Here is a 21278-nt window from a genome sequence, read left to right as displayed (position 1 = left end):
ACGGAGGGCGGGCGAGAGATCACCTCGGCGAGGTCAGAGGCGGGCGAGGAGGGTGGCCGCGCCCGGTCCGGAGAGCCTGCCCGCCTCCACGCGGCGGCCGTAGAGGAGGAGCAGCAGGTCCTCGGCGGTGGCGCGGACCTCGGGCCCGGTGCCGTGGGTCCAGTCGGCATCGGTGGCGACGAGCCGTACGCCGGCGACGCGGCGTCGCGCGCTCCCGCCGACGACCACGTTCATCGGCCACGGCGTGCCGAGGGTGAACTCGGCGAGCGGCGCGAGGGCCGCGGCGGGGACCTGGCCGGGCAGGCCGAGCGGACGGCGTACGTCGAGCCCGTGGACCACCGCGTCGGCCAGTGCGGCGACCGGAGGCATCCCGACCGGAGTCGCCCCGCTCCGGACGTTGGCGCGCAACTGGTCGAGGATCGCGTCGCGACCGCGCGCGGACCACCCGACGGCGGAGCGCGCGATCATGCGGTTCACCGAGAAGCCGTGGCGCGCCAGCGTCGCCGCGCCGGAGGCGGCGCCCAGGACGGGTGCCCACGCGAGGTGGGCGGCGACGTCGACGACCCGCCACCCCGCGCACAGCGACGGTACGTCCCACTCCTCCGGGGCGAGTCCCTCGAGCGTGTCGACGAACCCGTCCCGGTGGGTGCGGGTGAGCTCGGCGAGCGCTGTCGACCCGCTCATGCGGCGGGCCAGCCGAGCGCGTCGAGGAGCTCCCGGACCCGGTCCGCTGGGTCGAGGTCCGGCGTGGGCAGGGCGAGCTCGTGGAAGACCAGGCCGGTCACGTAGTTCGCCACGATGCCGAGGTCGCGCTCCGGCGCGGGCGACCCGGCCCGGCGGACGAGGTCGAGGACCCACGTGTCGACCGTGCCCGCGCCGACGGCGTAGGCGGCACGCAGCGACGGCGTGCGGGCCGCCTCGGCCTGCAGCTGGTAGCGGGCGAGGGTGACGACGCGGTCGGCGTCGAGGGCACGCCGGACGAAGTCGCCGAGGGCAGCGGCGAGACCTGCCGGCGACGGGTCGACCCCGTCCTGCGGCCCGCTCACCATCGTGAGCTCCCGCTCGATGCAGCGTCGCGTCACGGCCTCGACCAGCGCCCCGCGTGTCGGGTACGACACCTCGGTGGCGCCGGGCGGAACCCCGGCCGCCGCGTCGACCGCCTCGTGCGTCAGCCCGTTCAGCCCCCGGTCCGCGACGACCCCGAGTGCCGCGTCGAGGAGCACGAGGTCGTCCATGACCGGAAACTACGCCTGTAGTGCACCGCCGTCAAGGGTCCAGCCCAAGGTGTCGATCACGCCCCGGATCCGGGCGGGTGCGTCGAGGTCGGCCGACGGCAACGCCAGCTCGTGCAGGACGAGCCCGGTGACGTAGTTGGCGAGGATCCCGAGGTCGCGCTCCGGGTCGGACGACCCGGAGCGGGTGACCAGGTCGAGGGCCCAGGTGTCCACCACGTCGGCGCCCACGGCCATCCCCTCCCGCAACGACGGGTTCTGCGCGGTCTCCACCAGGATGGCGTACCGCGCCAGGGTGACGGCCCGGTCCGGCCCGACGGCGCGCTCGACGAAGCGGCCCAGCGCCGTGGCCACGCCGTCGGGCGTCGAGTCGACGTCGTCGCGCGGCCCGGTCGCCATGGCGCGCTCGCGGGCGATGAAGCGCTCGACGATCCCGAGGACGAGCGCCTCCCGGGTCCGGAAGTGGTTCGACGTCGAGCCGGGCGGGAGCGCCGCAGCGGCGTCGACCGCGCGGTGGGTGAGCCCCCGCATGCCCTGGGTGCCGACGATCTCCAGGGCAGCGTCGAGGATCGTGGTGCGGCGGTCGGCCATGTCAGCGGGACGGCGCTCAGGCGATCGGGCGGTTCTCGTAGGGCGTCGAGAGCACGATCGTGGTGCGGGTCGACACGCTGGCCGCGCCGCGAATCCGGGCCAGGAGCTCCTCGAGGGCGAGCGGCGTGGCCACCCGGATCTTGAGGATGTAGGACTCCTCGCCCGCCACCGACCAGCACGACTCGATCTCCGGGATGTCGACCAGCCGCTCCGGGTAGTCGTCGGGCTGGGAAGGGTCGATCGGCGTGATGGAGATGAACGCGGTCAGCGGCCGGCCGAGCTGGTCGTGGTCGACCGTCGCGCCGTAGCCCTTGATCAGGCCACGCTGCTCGAGGCGCTTGACGCGCTGGTGCACCGCCGACGTGGACAGGTCGGTCGCCTTGCCGAGGTCGGTGAAGGACATGCGCCCGTCGGCGGCCAGCAGCGAGAGGATCTGCCGGTCCTTGGACTCGACCTCGGAAGTGCTCACGGCGCTCAGACTAGTGCGATCCGGACAGGGCCTCCACGAGGCGCACAGCAGATGAGCCGAGTCCCCACCTCTCGTCCAGGGCCACGACCGCCGCGTGGTCGGCGGGCGTCCGGGGGCGGGTGAGGTCGGGCGACCCGAGGTCGAGGTCACGGCGTACGGCGACGACCCGGGGCGCGACGGCGAGGTAGTCGGCCGCGGCCTTGATCTTCCCGCGCGGGCCGGGGCCCATGTCGGATTCGGGATCGTGCGCGGCCTCGATGATCGACCTGATCGTGCCGAACCGGTTGAGCAGGGTGGCAGCGGTCTTGTCCCCCACGCCGGCGACGCCCGGCAGGCCGTCGGACGCGTCGCCGCGCAGCGTGGCGAGGTCGGCGTACTGCCGCGCGTCGACGCCGTACTTGCCACGCACCCACGCGTTGTCGACGCGCTCGTGCCTGCTCACGCCACGAGCGACGTAGAGGACCCGCACGGCGGCGTCGTCGTCGACGAGCTGGAACAGGTCGCGGTCGCCGGTGACGATGTCCACCGGCAGCCCGGCGTCGGTGGCGAGGGTGCCGATGACGTCGTCGGCCTCCATCTCGGCGTGCCCCACGACCGGGATGCCGTAGGCACCGAGCACTTCCCGGATGATCGGGACCTGCGCCTCGAGGGGGTCCGGGACCTCCTCGACGTCGGGCCGCGGGCCGGGGATCGCGCGGACCACCCGGTGCGCCTTGTAGGACGGGATCAGGTCGACGCGCCACTGCGGGCGCCAGTCGTCGTCCCAGCAGCAGGCGAAATGCGTCGGGTCGTACTCCCCCACCAGGCGGCTGATGAAGTCCATGAGGCCGCGCACGGCGTTGACCGGCGTGCCGTCCGGCGCCTTCATCGAGTCCGGGACGCCGAAGAACGCGCGGAAGTAGAGGGACGCGGTGTCGAGGAGCAGCAGGCGCTGGCCGGAGTCGGTCACGCGGGTGAGCCTGCCACAGCGCTACTCCGCCAGCACGCTGTAGGCGACCACGCCCCGCTTGATGGCCGCGGCAGTCGCGCGTGCCGTGGACCGCAGCGGCGCGTCGCCGGCTGCGTCCGCGACCTGGCCGCAGAGGTCGAGCAGCTGCTTCATCCACCGCACGAAGTCGCCGGCGGACAGGCCGGTGACCATCAGCACGTCGTCGAGGTCGTCGCCCTCGGCCCAGCGCCAGGCGGCCCAGGCGAAGCCGAGGTCGGGCTCGCGGAGGAAGTCCAGCTTGTGCTCGCGCTCGAGCGCGTCGAGCTGGCCCCACAGGCGCACCAGCTCACCCAGCGCAGGCTGCACCCGTCCGCCGGGCAGCCGCGGCGAGGAGGCGTCGTCAGCGCGGCGCGCCTCGAAGACCAGCGCGGACAGCACCGCGGCGAGCTCGGAGGGTGCGAGCTCGTCGAGGACGCCGGCGCGGATCGCCTCCGCGGCGACGAGGTCCATGTCGGTGTAGATCCGGCGCAGGTGGCCCCCCTGCTCGGTGACCCGGTCGCCCTCGAGGTAGCCCAGGGCGGTCAGCACGTCGCAGACCCGGTCGAAGGTGCGCGCCACCGTGTTGGTGCGGTTCTCCACGCGGCGCTTGAGCGTCTCGGTGTCGCGCTGGAGCCTGAACCACCGCTCGGCCCACCGCGCGTGGTCCTCGCGGTCGGGGCACTGGTGGCACGGGTGCGACTTGAGGTCGGCCCGCAGGCGGCCGATCTCACGGTCGGTGGGCGTGTCGCTGAATGACTCGCGCTGCTGGGTACGCCGCTCGGGCGTGGCGAAGGAGTCCGCCCGCGAGCGCAGCGCGTTGGCGAGCTCGCGTCGCTGCGCGGGGTTGCGGCCGTTGAACGACTTCGGGATGCGCAGGCGCCCGATCGACGCCACGGGCACCGGGAAGTCCATCATCGCCAGCCGGCGCGCCTGGCGGTCCGCGGTGACGACGTAGGGACGGGGCTCGTCGCCGGACGTGCCGGGGTCGATGACCACGGCAAGCCCGCTGAACTTGCCCGCCGGCACCTGGATCACGTCGCCCGGGCGCAGCCTGCCGAGGGACGCCGCGGCCTCGCCACGACGGTCCTGGCGGCGCTCGCGCGCGGCGCCCTTCTCGAGGTCGGAGATGCGCCGGCGCAGGGCGGCGTACTCCATGAAGTCGCCGAGGTGGCACGTCGCCGCCTCGCGGTAGCCGTCGAGCGCCTCCTCGGCCTTGTGCACCTGCCGGGCGAGCCCGACGACGGCCTTGTCGGCCTGGAACTGCGCGAAGGACTGCTCGAGCAGTTCACGCGAGCGGGCCCGGCCGAACTGGTGGACCAGGTTGACCGCCATGTTGTACGACGGCCGGAACGAGGACCGCAGCGGGTAGGTGCGCGTCGAGGCGAGGCCGGCAACCTCGCGCGGGTTCATCCCGGGCTGGTAGAGCACGACGCCGTGACCCTCGATGTCGAGGCCGCGGCGGCCCGCACGACCGGTCAGCTGGGTGTACTCCCCCGGCGTCAGGTCGGCGTGCGACTCGCCGTTCCACTTCGAGAGCTTCTCGATGACGACGGTGCGAGCAGGCATGTTGATGCCGAGGGCGAGGGTCTCGGTGGCGAAGACGACCTTCACCAGCCCTTCCTGGAAGAGCTCCTCGACCACCTGCTTGAAGGCCGGCAGCAGCCCGGCGTGGTGGGCCGCGACGCCGCGCGTGAGCCCGTCGAGGAACTCGTGGTAGCCGAGGACGTGCAGGTCCTCCTCGGGCAGGGTGCGTGCCGCCTCCTCGACCCGGGCGAAGATCTCGTCGCGCTCCGCGGCCGTGGTGAGCCGGGTGTTGGCCTGCACCAGCTGCGTGACCGCGGCGTCGCAGCCCGCCCGGCTGAAGATGAACACGATGGCGGGCAGCAGGCCCTCGCGGTCGAGCCGGTCGACCACCTCGACCCGGCTGGGGATCCACACCCGGCGACCGTTGCCGACGGCACGCGGGTTCTTCGAGGACCCCGGCTTGCCCTTGCGTGGCGAGCGCCGGTCGCGCATCAACCGGGTGCTCGCCCAGTCGTCCCGGGCGATGCGGGTCAGCTCGTCGTTGACGGGCGCGCCCTCCTTGACGAAGCCCGCGCTGGCGTCGACGTCGGACGAGGCGAAGAGGTCCAGGAGGCGGCGTCCGACCATGACGTGCTGGAAGAGCGGGACGGGACGCTTCTCCTCCAGCACCGTGGTCGTCTCGCCACGCACGGTGGCCAGCCACTCGCCGAACTCCTCGGCGTTGGACACCGTCGCCGACAGCGACACCAGGGTCACCGACTCCGGCAGGTGGATGATCACCTCCTCCCAGACCGCGCCGCGCATCCGGTCGGCGAGGTAGTGCACCTCGTCCATCACGACGTAGCCCAGGCCGAGGAGCGTCCGCGACCCGGCGTAGAGCATGTTGCGGAGCACCTCGGTGGTCATCACGACCACCGGTGCCTCCCCGTTGACGACGTTGTCGCCGGTGAGCAGGCCGACGTTGTCGGGGCCGTAGCGCTTGACCAGGTCGTGGTACTTCTGGTTGGAGAGCGCCTTGATCGGCGTCGTGTAGAACGCCTTGCGCCCGGTCTGGAGCGCGAGGTGGATGGCGAACTCGCCCACGATGGTCTTGCCGGAGCCGGTCGGTGCGGCGACGAGCACCCCGCGGCCGTCCTCGATCTCCCGGCACGCCCGCACCTGGAAGTCGTCGAGCTCGAAGCCGTAGAGACCAGCGAAGTCCTTCAGCATCGGGTAGTCCTTGTCGCGCTGGAACGCGGCGTAGCGCTCGGCGTGCGACTGCTCCTCGCTCATGCGATCACCTCCAACGCGCCGGGCACGCACTCCACGGTGAGCGGCAACGGCCCGAAGCGCTCGCCGTCGGCGTACGACACGATGCCCGGCGCGGCCACGGTCACCGACCGCACCCGCCGGTGGACGTACTCCGTCACCCCGTCGATCCTCCCGGTGAACAGCCGTGGGTAGGAGCGCACCAGCTTGGGCTTGCTCATCCGCGTGATGACCACGACGTCGAGCAGACCGTCGTCGAGCAGCGCCCCCTCGGTGATCCGCAGTCCACCGCCGAAGGACGGGCCGTTGCCGACCGCCACGAGCATCGCCTCGTGCTGGATCGTCTCGGCCCCCGAGTCGGTGTCGAGCTGGAGCACGTACGGGATCGGCCGGAAGGTGCGCAGCTCGGCGAGCGTGGCCACGTTGTAGCGCATCTGGCCCCTGGGCCAGCGCATGGCGTTGGCGCGCTCGTTGACGATCGCGTCGAAGCCGGCAGCCAGCACGGTCACGAAGTAGCGGTCGCCGGCGCGCGCGAGGTCGATGGTGCGCCGCCGCGAGGCGATGACCCGGTCGGCCGCGGCGACCGGGTCGGTGCGCGGCAGGCCGAGGTAGCGGGCGACGTCGTTGCCGGTGCCGCTGGGGATCAGCCCGAGCGGCACTCCGGTGCCGGCGACGGCCTGCGCGCCCAGGTGGACCAACCCGTCCCCACCGCACACGACCAGCGCCTCGACCCCATCGGCCACGCAGGCGCGGGCGAGGTCGGCGGCCTCGTCGGCGTCGCGCCCCTGGAGGTTGCGCACGACGAAGCCGCTCTCGCGGAGCCGGGCGAGCGCCACGTCACGGTGGCGGGCGCCCCTGCCCTTGCCCGAGGTCGGGTTGGTCAGCAGCGCGACCTCACGGCCACGCACGGAGGAGGGCGGCGACGGGTCGTGCATGAGCGCGACCCTATCCCGGTGCCCTACGTGCCGAGCCGCAGCAACGCGGCGTAGCGCTCGGCCCGCGCACCGACCGCACGTGCGAGGCGCGCCAGTGCCTCGAGGACCAGCTCGGGGCCGAAGCCGGTGCCGGGGACCGCCAGCACCATCCGACCGCCCACGTCGCCGACCACGACCTGCCCGTGGCGCCATGCCTGGTGCACCCGCAGCCGCGCCGCGTCGTCGACGACCGGCTCCGGGTAGGCCTCGTCGACCGCCAGCAGGTCACAAGCCAGGTCGGGCTCGCCGTCGGCCGTCAGCCGCCCTCGGACGAGGTGCCCGGTGCGGAGCCCGGCGTCGGCCCGCCACACCACCTCGAGCGTGCCGAGCCAGTCGGGCAGGTCGAACGGATCGATGTCGGTGATCGTCGCCTGCATGGGTCCACCCTGTCAGACCCCCAAAGGGTGCCGACCGGCCCCGTCAGATCTGCGAGAGCTCGTCCGGACCCAGCCCGCGGTTGACCGAGCGCGCGGCCCGCCGGCGGTCGTTGACCCGTGCGATCGCCTCCGACGCGAAGAACAGCACCACCATCGGCACGGCCATGAGCGTCATCGTGAACGGGTCGGCCGACGGCGTGGCGACTGCGGCGAAGATGAAGGTCCCGATGACGATCCAGGGCCGGTAGGCCTTGAGCGCGGAGCCCTTCACGACGCCGGCGAAGTTCAGCAGCACGACGAAGACCGGGATGTTGAACGCGAGCCCGAAGACGAAGAGCGTGCGGGTGAAGAACTGGAGGTAGTCGTTGAAGTCGATCAGGTTGGTCACACCGTCGGGGTTGAACCCGATCAGCACCTCCAGCGCCAGCGGCAGCGTGACGTAGCCGAGCACGACCCCGGTGATGAACAGCGGCCCCGCGACGGCGACGAAGACGCGGGTCATCTTCCGCTCCTGGGCGTAGAGCCCGGGCAGCACGAAGGCCCACACCTGGTAGAGCCAGTAGGGCGCCGTCACGATCGCGGAGGCGAACCCGCACAGCGTCAGCCACAGCAGCAGGCCCGCGCCGGCACCACTGGTGGTGGCGATCGACGTGCCCTCGGCCAAGGTCTCCTGCGCGTCCTGGTAGGGGCCGTAGACCGCGTCGTAGAGCGCGTGGCGGAAGAAGATCGCCACCACGAGCGCGATCGAGAACACCAGCAGGCACCGCAGCAGGCGGGCGCGGAATTCCCGGAAGTGGTCGGAGAGCGCCATCCGGCCGTCCGGGCCGACAGCATGGTGCGGCCGGCCGTTGAACAGGCCGACGAGACCCGCGATCCTCACGGCTGGTGGGTGCTCCCGCGCTCAGGCGGTGGTGTCGTCGCGACGCTCGCGGAGGACCTCGCCCGAGGTCTCGTTGCGCGTCTCGGTGCCCGCCTCGTTGCGGGTCTGGATCTCACGCTGCTCGGGCGTCGCCGTGGCGTCGTCCTCGTCGCGCAGGCCCTTGGTCTCGGTCTTGAAGATGCGCAGCGCCTGGCCCGAGCTGCGCGCCAGGTCGGGGAGCTTCGCGGCACCGAACACCAGCACGACGATCGCGAGGATCACCAGCCACTCCAGACCCTGTGGCATGCCGATCAGGGGGTTGATCATGAGGTCACTCCGTTGTGTGGGGTCGGTCCTGCGGTGTGCGTGTCGAGTCTACGCCGTCATCCTCGTAGAGGCGGAGCGCTTCGCGGGCAACGGCCCGCAGCGTCTCGGCGTACGACTCGGGGGCGAGGAGCGTCGCGTGGGGTGCGAGCCGGAACAGCAGCGACTGCACCCACGGCTCGCTGGCCACCTCGAGGTCGACGTCGATGGTGCCGTTCGGTCCCGGGCGCTGGTCGGTGACTTGGAAGTACTCGATCACCCACCGGGCCGGCGGCGCGAGCCGCAGCGTCACCGTCGTGGTCTCGGCGTCGGTGAACCAGCCGCCGGTCAGGTCGCGGGGACGTGCGCCCTTGTCGGCCACCGCCGTGTCGAGCTCGCGTGCCGCGACGATGCGGTCCACCCGGAAGGCGCGGTCGCCCTGCGCGGTGTGGCACCACGCGTCGAGGTAGAGCAGGTCCTCGACCCGCGCCAGCCCGCGCGGGTCGACCGTGCGGCGCGACTCCTCGTCGCGTGAGGGCACGTGGTAGGTGATCTCGACCTGGTGGCCGTGCGCGATCGCCGACTCGAGGACGGGGACCACCGCGCTCGCCTCCAGAGGGGTGGGCGACACGTGCAGGCGCAGGAGGTCCTCACCGTCCGCGCCGGCCGCCTCCTCGAGCTTGGCCAGGGTCCGCTCGATCACGTCGGCCGCCCCCTCGGGCGCCGAGACGGCCATCGTGCGCAGCGCGACCACCAGCGCCGTCGCCTCGGCGGGCGAGAACCGCACCGGCCGGGCGAGGTAGTCGGCGTTGTCGACCCGGATCATCCGGTCGCCCTCGAGCGCGTCGAGGTCGACCTCGATCAGGTCGCCGGGCAGGCCCGGGGACAGGCCGGTCATGAAGAGGAGGCGCAGGTCGCGCTCGATCTGCGCGGCGTCGGTGCCGAAGTGGGCGGCCGCGTCGTCGAGGCGCACCTCGCCGCGGGCGAGGAGGTACGGCACCAGCGCCAGGAGGCGGGCCACCTGGTCGGGGGCGGTGTCGGTCGGCTGGGTGGTCACGCGTGCGCCTCCACGATCGAGCGGAGCCTTGAGACGACCTCGTCGCGCAGCGCCTGCGGGCCCAGGACGACGGCGCCGGAGCCGGAGGTGAGCACCTCGTCGGCCAGCTCCTGGAGCGGGCCCTCGACCACGAGCGTGTCCCAGCCGGACGCGTCGGACGCGACCGACTCCGCACGCCGGCGCAGCCCCACGCCGGTCCCCTGCCGCACGCGCACTTCGGCCCGCACCGTCGGGAAGGACGGCGTGAGGCGACGTGCGACCGATCGGACGTCGGTGCCGGGCGGGACGTCGTACGCGCCGGACTTTCCCGTCGCGCGGACCGGGCCGACGATGCGGGAGAGGCGGAAGACCCGCTCGGCCCCGCGGTCGACGTCGTGGCCGACGACGTACCAGCGGCCCGACGAGCGGGCCAGGCCCCACGGCTGGACGCGACGCGTGGTCGGCTCGGTCTCGTCGGCGCGCTGGTAGGGGAAGCTGACCTGGCGACGCTTGCCGACGGCGTCCCAGAGCGGCTCGAACGCCGGCTCGTCGGCCGTGATCGACGGGGCGACCACCTCCAGGCGGGACGGGTCGATCTCGACGCCCTGGCCCTTCAGCTTGGCCAGCGCGCGGCCGGTCGCCTTGGCGAGCGTCGCCTGCTGCCAGACCTGGGCGGCCAGGCCGAGCACGGCCGCCTCGTCGGACTCGAAGCGGATCTCCGGCAGGGAGGTCTGCTCGGTGGGGATGCGGTAGCCGATCTCGTCGTCGAAGAGGGCGTCGGCGCTGCCGACCTCGATCACCGCACCGATCTGGCGCAGGGCGTCCTTGTCGCGCTCGAAGGCACGCTCGAACGCCTCGTCGCCGGTGCCGCCGCGCGGGTACTCGGCGTAGCAGGCGTCGCGGATCGCGTCCTTGCTGATGAAGCGCTTCGCCCCGAGCAGCAGGATGTGCAGGTTCATCAGCCGCTCTGCACGTGGCTGCGCCATCCTCCGCTCCCCCTGTCGTCCGTGTGGTCGTGGCCGGTCAGGAGGCCTTGAGGATGTCGACCACGAAGAAGAGCGTGTCGGTGCCCTTGATCCCGGCCTGCTCGTTGCCCGTCTTGCCGTAGCCGTCGGCCGGCGGGATCTCCAGGATCACCCGCGAGCCGACCGTGCGGCCAACGAGGCGCTCGTCCCAGCCCTTGATGACCTGGCCGACGCCGATCGGGAACTCCGCGGGCTCGCCGCTGTAGGACTCGTCGAACGGCTTCTCGGCGTCGTAGACCTGCCCGAGGTAGTCGACCGTCAGGGTCTGGCCCGCCTTGACCTTGGCGCCGTCGCCCTTGACCAGCGTGGTGGCGATGAGCTTGCCCGTGGGCTCGTGGGCGTCGGTGAAGTCGAGGCCGGTGATCACGCCGTCCTTCTCGATGAGCGTGGGCGCCCAGGCCGCCGGCTTCTTCTCCTCGCCCTGCGGGCCGTCGAGGACGGGCACCGTCTCCGAGCGGTCCATGATGTCGACGATCGCGAGGACGGAGTCCTTGTTGCCGATGCCGATGGTGGGGTTGCCCGACTCGCCGTAGGCCTTCGCAGCCGAGGTCAGCAGCACCACGCGGTCACCGACCTGGTTGCCGATCATCGCCTCGCGCAGGATCGGCAGCACCTCGTCGGACAGCTCGACCGACTGGGTCGCGCCGTCCTTGGTGTAGGTGCTCTGCGCCTCCTTCTCGGTGAACCCGTTGCCGATCCACCAGTTGGCCGACACGGTGTCGCCGTCGGCCACCGTCTCGCCGTCGCCCTCGACGAGGACCTCGGTCTCCTCCTGCGAGCCGTCGAGGCGGCCGTCGAAGGTCACCTTGGGCTCCTCGCCCTGCTTGCCCTCGATCGTCACGGAGCTGAGCGACTTGCCGCCCTCCTCGGTGTCGCTGGAGGCGGAGCCGCAGGCGGCGAGCCCGAGCAGGCTGAGGGTGAGGACACCGCTGAGGGCAGCGGAACGTACACGAGACACTGGTTCACCTAATCGATCGGTCGGCGTTGCCGGGACACCCTATCCAGCGGGCCCCACCCGCGGCGGCAGGACACGTCGCGGACCGGGTCGGGGCTGGGTGGCCGGTCGGTCACATCCCGTCGATGAGCCGCTGCACGCGCTCGTCGTAGGCCTTGAAGGGGTCCTTGCAGAGCACGGTGCGCTGCGCCTGGTCGTTGAGCTTGAGGTGCACCCAGTCGACGGTGAAGTCGCGACGCCGCTCCTGCGCCTTGCGGATGAACTCGCCGCGCAACCGGGCGCGGGTGTTCTGGGGCGGGACGCTCTTGGCCTCGAAGATCTTGAGGTCGGTGGTGACGCGCGCGACGGCGCCGCGCTTCTCCAGCAGGTAGTAGAGGCCGCGTCCGCGGTGGATGTCGTGGTAGGCGAGGTCGAGCTGCGCGATGCGCGCGTCGCCGAGCGAGAGCCCGTGCTTGGCGCGGTAGCGCTCGAGCAGCTTGAGCTTGATGACCCAGTCGATCTCGCGGTCCACCAGCCCGAGGTCGTCGGACTCCACCGCCTTCAGCCCGCGCTCCCACAGGTCGAGCGCGCGCTCGATGGTCGGCGTGGAGATCTGGCGACGGTCGACGAAGTCGCGTGCCTTGGCGAGGTACTCGCCCTGGATCTCCAGCGCGCTGGCCTCGCGGCCGTTGGCGAGGCGGACCTTGCGGCGCCCGGTGGTGTCGTGGCTGATCTCGCGGATCGCGCGGATCGGGTTCTCCATCGTGAGGTCGCGCATCACCACGCCCTCCTCGATCATCCGCAGCACGAGGTCGCAGGACGCCACCTTCAGCAGCGTGGTCGTCTCGCTCATGTTGGAGTCGCCGACGATGACGTGCAGCCGCCGGAACCGCTCCGCGTCGGAGTGCGGCTCGTCGCGCGTGTTGATGATCGGCCGGCTGCGGGTGGTGGCGCTGCTGACGCCCTCCCAGATGTGCTCGGCGCGCTGGCTCACGCTGTACGACGCCCCGCGCGGGGTCATCACGACCTTGCCCGCGCCCACCACGATCTGCCGGGTCACGAGGAAGGGGATGAGGATGTCGGCGAGGCGGCTGAACTCGCCGGCCCGCCCCACGAGGTAGTTCTCGTGGCAGCCGTAGGAGTTGCCGGCGGAGTCGGTGTTGTTCTTGAACAGGTAGATGTCGCCGGCGATGCCCTCCTCGTGGAGGCGGTTCTCGGCGTCGAGGAGCAGCCCCTCGAGGATGCGTTCTCCGGCCTTGTCGTGGGTGACGAGGTCGACGATGTCGTCGCACTCGGGCGTGGCGTACTCCGGGTGGCTGCCCACGTCGAGGTAGAGGCGGGCGCCGTTGCGGAGGAACACGTTGGACGAGCGACCCCAGCTGACCACCTTGCGGAAGAGGTAGCGCGCGACCTCGTCGGGGCTCAGGCGGCGCTGTCCCTTGAACGTGCACGTCACGCCGTACTCGTTCTCGATGCCGAAGATCCGCCGGTCCACGCCTCCACCCTAGTCTCGCCACGGTCATCCACCGTGGACCTCCGCGACTACGACACCCGGCGGGGTCGGACGAACGATGTCCGGCCGGCCTTGACGGGCCGCCCGTGCGCGGGTGAGCGTTCCTCCATGGGACCCCGCCACCTCGTCGCGACCGTGCTGGTCGAGCCGAGCGTGATGGCGGACCTCGAGCTGCGGGTGATGACCGACGACCTGTGGCTGTGGCCGGTGCGCACCGCACCCGTCGTCGTGGACGGGCCGCGGCTGGAGTTCCAGCTGCGGCGGCGGCTCGTCGAGCAGCGGCGCGGCGAGTGGGACGACGCGGCCGGGTGGACCCCGGTCTGGATCGGCTTCGGCGACGCGTGGCACGAGTTCGGCCCCGACGGCAACGTCCGGCCCACCGGCCCGCTGCCCTGGGCGGCACACCAGCGGCTGCGGCGCGCGCTCGACGAGTTCGGGACGCTCGTGCGCTACCAGCGGCGCCTGCGCGGCATCCCCACCGTCGCGACGGCCGACTGGCCCGGGCTCAACCTGCGCTGAGCCGGGCTCAGCCGAGTGGGTCGGTCGGCGGAGTCGCGGGGCGGGTGGGGTCGACCGGCGGCTGGGGTGCCGGTGGCGGGGCCTCGCCCGGCGCGGCCGGGTCGGTCGGGGTCGGGTCGGTCGGGGTCGGGTCCGCCGGATGCGTCGGCGGGGCCACCGGCGGGGCGACGGGCGGGGCGACGGGCGGCTCGCCGGTGACCGGGTTCTCCAACGGCGGCGTGTTGCCGCTGACCTGGTCGGTGGGGTCGGCCGGGTCGTCCTGGGCGCCGTGCCGTGGGCCGGCGCCGGCCACCGCGTCCTCCGGCTGGGGCGCGGCCGGCTCGGCCGCACCGCGCTCGCCGAGGATCTCGGTGAGTCGCGGCTCACGCAGTCGCAGGAACTTGCGCGGCTGGGTGCGGGTGCGGTCGAGGGCGGCGACCTCGAGGTCGTCGGCCGGGATCACCCGGTCGTCGGTCTCGCTGTGGCCCAGCGCCGCGACGGCCAGCCGCAGGGCGTCCTCCAGCGGGGCGCCCGGCCGGTAGTGCTCGCGGAGGTGTCCGGCGACCACGTCGGCTGCTCCCCCCATCACGGCGAACCCGTGCTCGTCGGCGACCTGACCGTCGTAGGTGAGGCGGTAGAGCTGGTCGTCCTCGGCTCGGTCGCCGATCTCGGCGACGAAGATCTCCACCTCGTAGGGCTTCTCGCCGCCCGAGGAGAAGATCGTGCCGAGGGTCTGGGCGTAGGCGTTGGCGAGGCCGCGCCCGGTGACGTCGCGGCGGTCGTAGGCGTAGCCGCGCATGTCGGCGAGGCGTACGCCGGCGATGCGGAGGTTCTCGAACTCGTTGTAGCGCCCGACCGCCGCGAAGGCGATGCGGTCGTAGATCTCGCTCACCTTGTGCAGCGCCTGGGACGGGTTCTCCGAGACGAAGAGGATCCCGTCGGCGTACTGGATCGCGACGACGGACCGCCCGCGGGCGATGCCCTTGCGCGCGAAGTCGGCCCGGTCCTTCATCAGCTGCTCGGGCGAGACGTAGAACGGCATACTCATGGGGCGGTGACTCCTACGTCAGGTCAGGTCAGCGCGGCGGCGGGGCCGTCGGGACGCTGCATGCGGGCGGCGATCATGCGGTCGGCGATCGCGGAGACCTCGTCGTCGGGCATGCGGCGACCGCCCGCGGGCGTGATGACGTGGACGACCGGGAAGATCCGGCGGGTCAGGTCGGGGCCTCCGGTCGCGGAGTCGTCGTCGGCGGCGTCGTAGAGCGCCTGGATGACGGCCGTCACCGCCCCCTCCTCGTCGAGGTCGTCGCGATAGAGCTTCTTCAGCGAGCCGCGGGCGAACAACGATCCCGAGCCGACCGAGTGGAAGGCGGTCTCCTCGTAGCGGCCGCCGGTCACGTCGTAGCTGAAGATGCGTCCCTGGCCGGCAGCGAGGTCGAAGCCGGCGAACAGCGGGACGACCGCGAGGCCCTGCATCGCGAGGCCGAGGTTGGCGCGGATCAGGGCGGCGAGGCGGTTGGCCTTGCCGTCCATCGACAGCGTGGTGCCCTCGATCTTCTCGTAGTGCTCGAGCTCGGTCTGGAACAGGCGCACCATCTCGACGGCGAGCCCGGCGGTGCCGGCGATGCCGACCACGGAGAACTCGTCGGCCGGGAAGACCTTCTGGATGTCGCGCTGGGCGATGATGTTGCCCATCGTGGCGCGCCGGTCGCCGGCCATCACGACGCCGCCCTCGAAGGTGGCGGCGACGATGGTGGTGCCGTGCGGCGCCAGGTCGCCGGCGTCGCCGCTCGGCACGGCGCGGCGCGACGGCAGCAGCTCGGGCGCCTGGGCGCCGAGGAAGTCCGCGAAGCTGGACGTGCCGGGAGTCATGTACGACGCCGGCAGGCGGGTGTCGCCCATCCGGACTACTCCCCGCCCTTCTGGATGAACGACTTCACGAAGTCCTCGGCGTTGGTCTCGAGGACCTCGTCGATCTCGTCGAGGATCGCGTCGACGTCCTCGTCGATCATCTCCTTGCGCTCGGCCACGTCGCTCTCGACGACCTCCTCGGTCGCCGTCTCCTCCTGCGAGGACTTGCGTGGCTGCTTCTGCTCCTGGGCCATACCCATGACCCTATCCACTCGCGCCGACGCCACAAGGACCGTTCACGGCGGGCCTCGGTTTCGGACACGCGCGCTGGGGCTCGCTGCTCGACCAGCGGCCGTCGTCAGCGGGTGATGGCGGCGACGAGCGCCTGGGCGGTGTCGCTGCGGTCGATGAGCTCGCCGACGTGCGCCTGCGTGCCCCGGAGGGGGTCGATGGTGGGGACGCGCTGGAGGGACTCGCGCCCCGGCAGGTCGAAGATCACCGAGTCCCACGACGCCGCGGCCACCGAGTCGGCGTACTTGTCGAGGCAGCGGCCACGGAAGTACGCACGGGTGTCGGTCGGCGGCTCGTGCATGGCCGCCTCGATCGTCGCGTCGTCGAGCAGCCGCTCGATGCGTCCGGAGGCGGCAAGGCGGTGGTAGAGCCCCTTGTCGGGACGGATGTCGGCGTACTGCAGGTCGATGAGGTGGAGCTTGGCGTCGTCCCAGTCGAGGCCGTCGCGGTCGCGGTACTGGTTGAGGAGCTTGAGCTTGGCGACCCAGTCCAGCTCGCTCGCGCACTCCATCGGGTCGCGCTCGAGGCGGGTCAGCACCGACTCCCAGCGCTGCAGCACGTCGAGCGTCTGCTCGTCGGCGTCGGCGCCGTCGCGGTCCTCGACGAACTTGCGGGCGAGGTCGAGGTACTCCAGCTGCAGCTGGACCGCGGTGAGCCGGCGACCGTCGCGGAGGGTGATCAGGTGGCGCAGCGTCGGGTCGTGCGAGACGTCGCGCAGCGCCCGGACGGCACCCTCCACGGACAGGTCGGCGTCGATGAAGCCGTCCTCGATCATCGCCAGCACCAGCGACGTGGTGCCGGACTTGAGGTAGATCGAGACCTCCGTGAGGTTGGCGTCGCCCAGGATCACGTGCAGACGGCGGTAGACCGCCGGGTCGGCGTGCGGCTCGTCGCGGGTGTTGATGATCGGTCGCTTCAGCGTCGTCTCGAGCCCCACCTCGACCTCGAAGTAGTCCGCGCGCTGGCTGATCTGGAAGCCGTGGTCGCGGCCGTCCTGGCCGATGCCCACCCGTCCGGCGCCGGTGACGACCTGGCGGGAGACGAAGAACGGCGTCAGGTGCCGCACGATCTCGGCGAACTGCGTCGAGCGGCGCATCAGGTAGTTCTCGTGGGCGCCGTAGGAGGCGCCCTTGTTGTCGGTGTTGTTCTTGTAGAGCAGGATCGGTGCGCTGCCGGGGATCTGGGCGGCCATCCGCGACGCGTCGAGCATGACCTGCTCCCCGGCCTTCTCCCACCGCACCACGTCGAGCGGCGTGGTCACCTCCGGCGAGGAGTACTCCGGGTGGGCGTGGTCGACGTAGAGCCGGGCGCCGTTGCCCAGGATCACGTTGGCCAGCCCGAGGTCCTCGTCGGTCAGCTGGCTGGGGTCGGCGACCTGGCGCGCCATGTCGAAGCCGCGTGCGTCGCGCAGCGGCGACTCCTCTTCGAAGTCCCACCGGGCACGTCGCGCCTTCACCGTGGACGAGGCGTAGGCGTTCACGATCTGCGACGACGCCACCATCGGGTTCGCCGCGGGCTGCCCCTGCACCGAGATGCCGTACTCGACCTCCGTGCCCATCACCCGTCGTACGCTCATGCGATGAGCCTACGGCTGTGGGACGAACACGTCGTGCCGCGTCTGACCGACCTGAGCCTGCGCGGCACCGAGGTCGGCGAGCTGCGGGAGGTCGCGTGCGCCGGTCTGACCGGTCGCGTGCTCGAGATCGGCTTCGGCAGCGGGCTGAACGTCCGGTGGTACCCGCCCGAGGTCACCGGCGTCACCGCGATCGAGCCATCGGACGCGGGGTGGCGGCTGTCCGAGCGGCGCCGCGCCCGCTCCACGCTGCCCGTGGTCCGCGGCGGGCTCGACGGGCAACGGCTCGACCTGCCCGCCGCCTCGCACGACAGCGCACTGGTCACGTTCAGCCTGTGCACGATCCCCGACCCGGTGCGGGCGCTGCGCGAGGCGCGTCGGGTCGTGCGGGAGGGCGGGCGCATCCACGTGCTGGAGCACGGGCTGGCGCCCGACGAGTCCGTACGCCGCTGGCAGCGGCGCCTCGAGCCGGTGCAGCGCGCGGTCGCGGGCGGGTGCCACCTCACCCGCGACGTCCCTGCCATGGTCGCCGAAGCGGGGTGGCACGTCCTGGAGACCCAGCAGGACTACCTGCCGGGCCCGGCCGCCAGCCGGCCGTGGACCTACGGCTACCGGGTGCTGGCGGACTGAGGGATCGAGCCGGGACGGCTCAGCGGCCGCGGCGCAGGAATCCCAGCAGGAAGATGACGACGATGACGACGACGACGATGATCAGAAGGGTTCTCATCTGCCCAACCTAGTCCTCAGTGGCCCTCGGCGCGCCCCTCCCGGGGGGTGGGTCGCCTCAGGGTTGCCGGGACTGCCAGGCGTGGGCGAGGTTGACCGCGACGATGCCGGCCAGGGTGATGAGCAGCGCGGAGAACTGGCCGTTCACGCCCAGCGCGATGCTGATCGGGATGAAGGCGACCAGGGAGACGATGCCGAGCGCGAGCTGGCGGGCGCCGGCACCGGCCACCGCCGCCGTACGTCCGCGCTGGAGGGCGACCTGGTCCGCCACCCGGCGGTCGACGGCACGCTCGATGCGCTCGGCGAAGCCCTCGACCAGCTCGGCGTCGTAGCGGGCGCCGAGCTCGCGACGCGTGGCCAGCGCCGCCTCGATGTCGCTGTGACCGAGGTCGTCCTCCCGCGTCACGCCCGGCTCACAGGTACTGGCCGGTGTTGGCCACGGTGTCGATCGAGCGGCCCGGCTCGGTGCCCTGCTTGCCGGTGATGAGGGTGCGGATGAACACGATGCGCTCACCCTTCTTGCCCGAGATCCGCGCCCAGTCGTCGGGGTTGGTGGTGTTGGGCAGGTCCTCGTTCTCCTTGAACTCGTCGACGCACGCCTGGAGCATGTGCTGGACCCGCAGGCCGCGCTGCGCGGGGTTGAGGTCGCTGTCGAGGAAGTCCTTGATCGCCATCTTCTTGGCGCGGTCGACGATGTTCTGGATCATCGCGCCGGAGTTGAAGTCCTTGAAGTACAGGACCTCCTTGTCGCCGTTGGCGTAGGTGACCTCGAGGAAGCGGTTCTCCTCCGACTCGGTGTACATCCGCTCCACCGTGGCGCGGATCATCGCGTTGACGGTCGCCTCCCGGTCGCCGTGGAACTCGGCGAGGTCCTCGGCGTGCAGCGGCAGCGTCGGGGTGAGGTACTTGGAGAAGATGTCGCGCGCGGACTCGGCGTCCGGCCGCTCGATCTTGATCTTCACGTCGAGGCGGCCCGGGCGCAGGATCGCCGGGTCGATCATGTCCTCGCGGTTGGAGGCGCCGATGACCAGGACGTTCTCCAGTGCCTCGACGCCGTCGATCTCGCTCAGCAGCTGCGGGACGATCGTGTTCTCCACGTCGGAGGAGACGCCGGAGCCGCGGGTGCGGAACAGCGAGTCCATCTCGTCGAAGAACACGATCACCGGGGTGCCCAGCGACGCCTTCTCGCGCGCCCGCTGGAACACCAGGCGGATGTGGCGCTCGGTCTCGCCGACGTACTTGTTGAGCAGCTCGGGGCCCTTGATGTTGAGGAAGTACGACTTCCCCGACGCGCCCGTGCGCTCGGCGACCTTCTTGGCCAGCGAGTTGGCGACCGCCTTGGCGATCAGCGTCTTGCCGCAGCCGGGAGGCCCGTAGAGCAGCACGCCCTTCGGCGGCTTGAGCTCGTGGTCCTTGAACAGCTCCGGGTGGAGGTAGGGCAGCTCGACCGCGTCGCGGATCGCGTCGATCTGGGTGGTGAGCCCGCCGATCGAGCCGTACTCGATGTCGGGCACCTCCTCGAGCACGAGCTCCTCGACCTCGGACTTGGGCACGACCTCGTAGACGTAGCCCGCCCGCGTGTCGAGCAGCAGCGAGTCGCCGGCGCGGATGGTGACGTCCTCGGCCCGCAGCGGCTCGGCGAGGCGCACGACGCGCTCCTCGTCGGCGTTCGCGATGACCAGGGCACGCTCGCCGTCGGCCAGGATCTCCTTGAGCATCACGACCTCGCCGACCTGCTCGAAGTCGAGCGCGGCGACGACGTTGAGGGCTTCGTTGAGCATGACCTCCTGGCCACGCACCAGCCCGTCGAGGTCGATGGCCGGGCTGACGCTCACCCGTAGCTTGCGCCCGCCGGTGAACACGTCGACGGAGTCGTCGTCGTTGCGCGCGAGGAAGGTGCCGAAGCCGGCGGGCGGCTGGGCCAGCCGGTCGACCTCCTCCTTGAGCGTGGTGATCTGGTCGCGGGCGTCGCGCAGCGTCTGCGCGAGGCGCTCGTTCTGGCTGGAGACGGCGGCCAGCGACCGCTGGGCGTCCGCCAGCCGGGTCTCCAGGCCGCGGGCCTGCCCCGGTACGTCGTCGAGGCGGCGGCGCAGGTCAGTGACCTCGGCCTCCAGGTAGCGCACCTGAGTGGCAAGTTGCTCGCGTGTCGGCTCGGACATCTCGCACCTCCTGTTTCGACACTACCCATGAACGCACGGGACGGAAGTGGTTACACGCGTGAGTTGGTCACCGTTTCGCAACGCTGCGGTGGGGGCTCCAGGGCCCAGGCGGGCTCAGGCGGGCTCAGGCGGGCTCGGTGTCGGGGTGCCCGTCGGTCGCCTCGAGCGGAGGTACGTCGGCGGGGCGGGGGCCGGTGTAGTCGGGTCCGTAGGCCCCGGGCGCGGGTCGGCGGGTCTTGCGGGGCGGCTTCTCCCCCGGCGCCATGCGCCGGGCGGTGACGAGGAAGGCCGTGTGGCCGATCATCTTGTGACCGGGCCGGACCGCGAGGCCCTCGACGTGCCAGTCGCGGACGAGCGACTCCCAGGGCTGCGGCTCGGTGAAGCCGCCGTGCGCGCGCAGCGTCTCGACGACGCGGGAGAGCTGGGTGGTCGTCGCGACGTAGGCGCACACGATGCCGCCGGGGACCAGCGCGTCGGCGACCGCGTCAACGCAGCTCCACGGGTCGAGCATGTCGAGGATGATGCGGTCGACCTGGGTGCCGAGCGCCGGGAGCCCGTCCTTGAGGTCGCCGAGGCGCAGGTCCCAGGCGGGGTGGGTCGAGCCCTCGGGGGCCGAGAAGAACTGGTCGACGTTGCGCCGGGCGACGTCGGCGAACTCCTCGCGCAGCTCGAAGGACGTCACCCGGCCCCAGGGCCCCACGGCCCGCAGCAGGGAGCAGGTGAGGGCACCGGACCCGGCGCCCGCCTCGACGACCCGTGCGCCCGGGTAGATGTCGGCCAGGGACACGATCTGCGCCGCGTCCTTGGGGTAGACGACCGCCGCGCCGCGCGGCATCGAGACGACGAACTCGTTGAGCAGAGGGCGGAACACGAGGTACTGACCGCCCGCCGACGAGGTCACCGTGAAGCCCTCGTCGCGGCCGATGAGGTCGTCGTGGTCGAGGTGTCCCTTGTTGGAGAAGAACCGCTTGCCGGCGACCAGCTCGAAGTTGTGCTTGCGACCCTTCTGGTCGGTCAGCCGGACCCACTCCCCCTCACGCAGGGGGCCACGGTGGACGCCGGACCACGCCTCGGCGGGGACGTCGGGAGACTGCTCGGACATGCCGCGCAGACTAGTGGCCGAGGGCG

General features: G+C 71.9%; 23 protein-coding genes. 2 read left to right on the top strand and 21 right to left on the bottom strand.

Annotated elements, in window-relative coordinates; translation table 11 throughout:
- Window positions 1-33 precede the first annotated feature (33 nt).
- From Q9S36_RS38535 to pafA, 14 genes are all read right to left on the bottom strand, one after another.
- Complete coding sequence (locus tag Q9S36_RS38535; protein ID WP_311290054.1) at window positions 34-684, bottom strand: maleylpyruvate isomerase family mycothiol-dependent enzyme; 651 nt, start codon at window positions 682-684, stop codon at window positions 34-36.
- A complete protein-coding gene (locus Q9S36_RS38530; RefSeq protein ID WP_311290053.1) occupies window positions 681-1235 on the bottom strand; it encodes a hypothetical protein in 555 nt (184 codons plus the stop codon). Before Q9S36_RS38530 ends, Q9S36_RS38535 begins: the two co-directional genes overlap by 4 nt.
- 9 nt (window positions 1236-1244) lie before the next feature.
- Entirely contained in the window at window positions 1245-1823 is a 579-nt protein-coding gene (locus Q9S36_RS38525; RefSeq protein ID WP_311290052.1) for a TetR family transcriptional regulator, read from the bottom strand.
- A gap of 16 nt (window positions 1824-1839) precedes the next feature.
- Window positions 1840-2292 (bottom strand): Lrp/AsnC family transcriptional regulator, encoded by a 453-nt coding sequence (locus Q9S36_RS38520; protein ID WP_396653928.1) that lies wholly within the window; start codon window positions 2290-2292, stop codon window positions 1840-1842.
- Window positions 2293-2302: 10 nt separating this feature from the next.
- Window positions 2303-3241: a 5'-3' exonuclease gene (locus Q9S36_RS38515; protein WP_311290051.1), complete on the bottom strand. Its 939-nt coding sequence runs from the start codon at window positions 3239-3241 to the stop codon at window positions 2303-2305.
- A 21-nt stretch (window positions 3242-3262) separates the two neighbouring features.
- The gene (locus Q9S36_RS38510; protein ID WP_311290050.1) at window positions 3263-6055 is read right to left on the bottom strand and encodes a DEAD/DEAH box helicase; all 2793 of its coding nucleotides are present in this window, start codon (window positions 6053-6055) and stop codon (window positions 3263-3265) included.
- Window positions 6052-6966, bottom strand: coding sequence for a YegS/Rv2252/BmrU family lipid kinase (locus Q9S36_RS38505; protein WP_311290049.1), 915 nt, complete (start codon window positions 6964-6966; stop codon window positions 6052-6054). The genes Q9S36_RS38510 and Q9S36_RS38505 overlap by 4 nt, the downstream gene beginning before the upstream one ends.
- A 23-nt stretch (window positions 6967-6989) precedes the next feature.
- Window positions 6990-7382 (bottom strand): hypothetical protein, encoded by a 393-nt coding sequence (locus Q9S36_RS38500; RefSeq protein WP_311290048.1) that lies wholly within the window; start codon window positions 7380-7382, stop codon window positions 6990-6992.
- A 43-nt stretch (window positions 7383-7425) separates the two neighbouring features.
- Entirely contained in the window at window positions 7426-8262 is an 837-nt protein-coding gene (gene tatC, locus Q9S36_RS38495) for a twin-arginine translocase subunit TatC (protein WP_311290047.1), read from the bottom strand.
- 21 nt (window positions 8263-8283) lie between these two features.
- Window positions 8284-8568 (bottom strand): Sec-independent protein translocase subunit TatA, encoded by a 285-nt coding sequence (tatA, locus tag Q9S36_RS38490; protein WP_311290046.1) that lies wholly within the window; start codon window positions 8566-8568, stop codon window positions 8284-8286.
- Window positions 8569-8572: 4 nt separating this feature from the next.
- A complete protein-coding gene (locus tag Q9S36_RS38485; RefSeq protein ID WP_311290045.1) occupies window positions 8573-9601 on the bottom strand; it encodes a WYL domain-containing protein in 1029 nt (342 codons plus the stop codon).
- Window positions 9598-10566 carry a WYL domain-containing protein gene (locus tag Q9S36_RS38480; RefSeq protein WP_311290044.1) on the bottom strand — a complete coding sequence of 323 codons (969 nt, stop codon included), beginning with the start codon at window positions 10564-10566 and terminating at the stop codon, window positions 9598-9600. Before Q9S36_RS38480 ends, Q9S36_RS38485 begins: the two co-directional genes overlap by 4 nt.
- 37 nt (window positions 10567-10603) lie before the next feature.
- Window positions 10604-11563, bottom strand: coding sequence for an FKBP-type peptidyl-prolyl cis-trans isomerase (locus Q9S36_RS38475; RefSeq protein ID WP_311290043.1), 960 nt, complete (start codon window positions 11561-11563; stop codon window positions 10604-10606).
- A gap of 109 nt (window positions 11564-11672) precedes the next feature.
- Complete coding sequence (gene pafA, locus Q9S36_RS38470; protein ID WP_311290042.1) at window positions 11673-13034, bottom strand: Pup--protein ligase; 1362 nt, start codon at window positions 13032-13034, stop codon at window positions 11673-11675.
- 126 nt (window positions 13035-13160) lie between these two features.
- Here pafA and Q9S36_RS38465 point away from each other — a divergent pair, with 126 nt between their 5' ends.
- A complete protein-coding gene (locus Q9S36_RS38465) occupies window positions 13161-13571 on the top strand; it encodes a hypothetical protein (RefSeq protein WP_311290041.1) in 411 nt (136 codons plus the stop codon).
- A gap of 7 nt (window positions 13572-13578) precedes the next feature.
- Here the strand turns inward: Q9S36_RS38465 and prcA are convergent, their stop codons facing one another.
- From prcA to dop, 4 genes are all read right to left on the bottom strand, one after another.
- A complete protein-coding gene (gene prcA, locus Q9S36_RS38460; RefSeq protein WP_311290040.1) occupies window positions 13579-14598 on the bottom strand; it encodes a proteasome subunit alpha in 1020 nt (339 codons plus the stop codon).
- Window positions 14599-14621: 23 nt separating this feature from the next.
- Entirely contained in the window at window positions 14622-15452 is an 831-nt protein-coding gene (gene prcB, locus Q9S36_RS38455) for a proteasome subunit beta (RefSeq protein ID WP_311290039.1), read from the bottom strand.
- 5 nt (window positions 15453-15457) lie between these two features.
- Complete coding sequence (locus tag Q9S36_RS38450; protein ID WP_310252572.1) at window positions 15458-15655, bottom strand: ubiquitin-like protein Pup; 198 nt, start codon at window positions 15653-15655, stop codon at window positions 15458-15460.
- A gap of 104 nt (window positions 15656-15759) precedes the next feature.
- Complete coding sequence (gene dop, locus Q9S36_RS38445; RefSeq protein ID WP_311290038.1) at window positions 15760-17268, bottom strand: depupylase/deamidase Dop; 1509 nt, start codon at window positions 17266-17268, stop codon at window positions 15760-15762.
- 3 nt (window positions 17269-17271) lie between these two features.
- Between dop and Q9S36_RS38440 the strand changes: the two genes are divergently transcribed.
- Window positions 17272-17895, top strand: a complete 624-nt coding sequence (locus Q9S36_RS38440) for a class I SAM-dependent methyltransferase (protein WP_311290037.1) — start codon at window positions 17272-17274, stop codon at window positions 17893-17895.
- A gap of 154 nt (window positions 17896-18049) precedes the next feature.
- Here Q9S36_RS38440 and Q9S36_RS38435 read toward each other — a convergent pair whose 3' ends face one another.
- From Q9S36_RS38435 to Q9S36_RS38425, 3 genes are all read right to left on the bottom strand, one after another.
- Entirely contained in the window at window positions 18050-18397 is a 348-nt protein-coding gene (locus Q9S36_RS38435) for a hypothetical protein (protein ID WP_311290036.1), read from the bottom strand.
- A gap of 7 nt (window positions 18398-18404) precedes the next feature.
- On the bottom strand, window positions 18405-20150 hold the full coding sequence (arc, locus tag Q9S36_RS38430) for a proteasome ATPase (protein WP_311290035.1): 1746 nt from the start codon (window positions 20148-20150) through the stop codon (window positions 18405-18407).
- Between the two features lie 124 nt (window positions 20151-20274).
- Window positions 20275-21252 carry a tRNA (adenine-N1)-methyltransferase gene (locus Q9S36_RS38425; RefSeq protein ID WP_311290034.1) on the bottom strand — a complete coding sequence of 326 codons (978 nt, stop codon included), beginning with the start codon at window positions 21250-21252 and terminating at the stop codon, window positions 20275-20277.
- Between the last annotated feature and the right edge of the window lie 26 nt (window positions 21253-21278).

The sequence above is a fragment of the Microbacterium sp. ARD31 genome (assembly GCF_031844425.1).
This window is presented reverse-complemented; position numbering and strand designations above follow the sequence as displayed.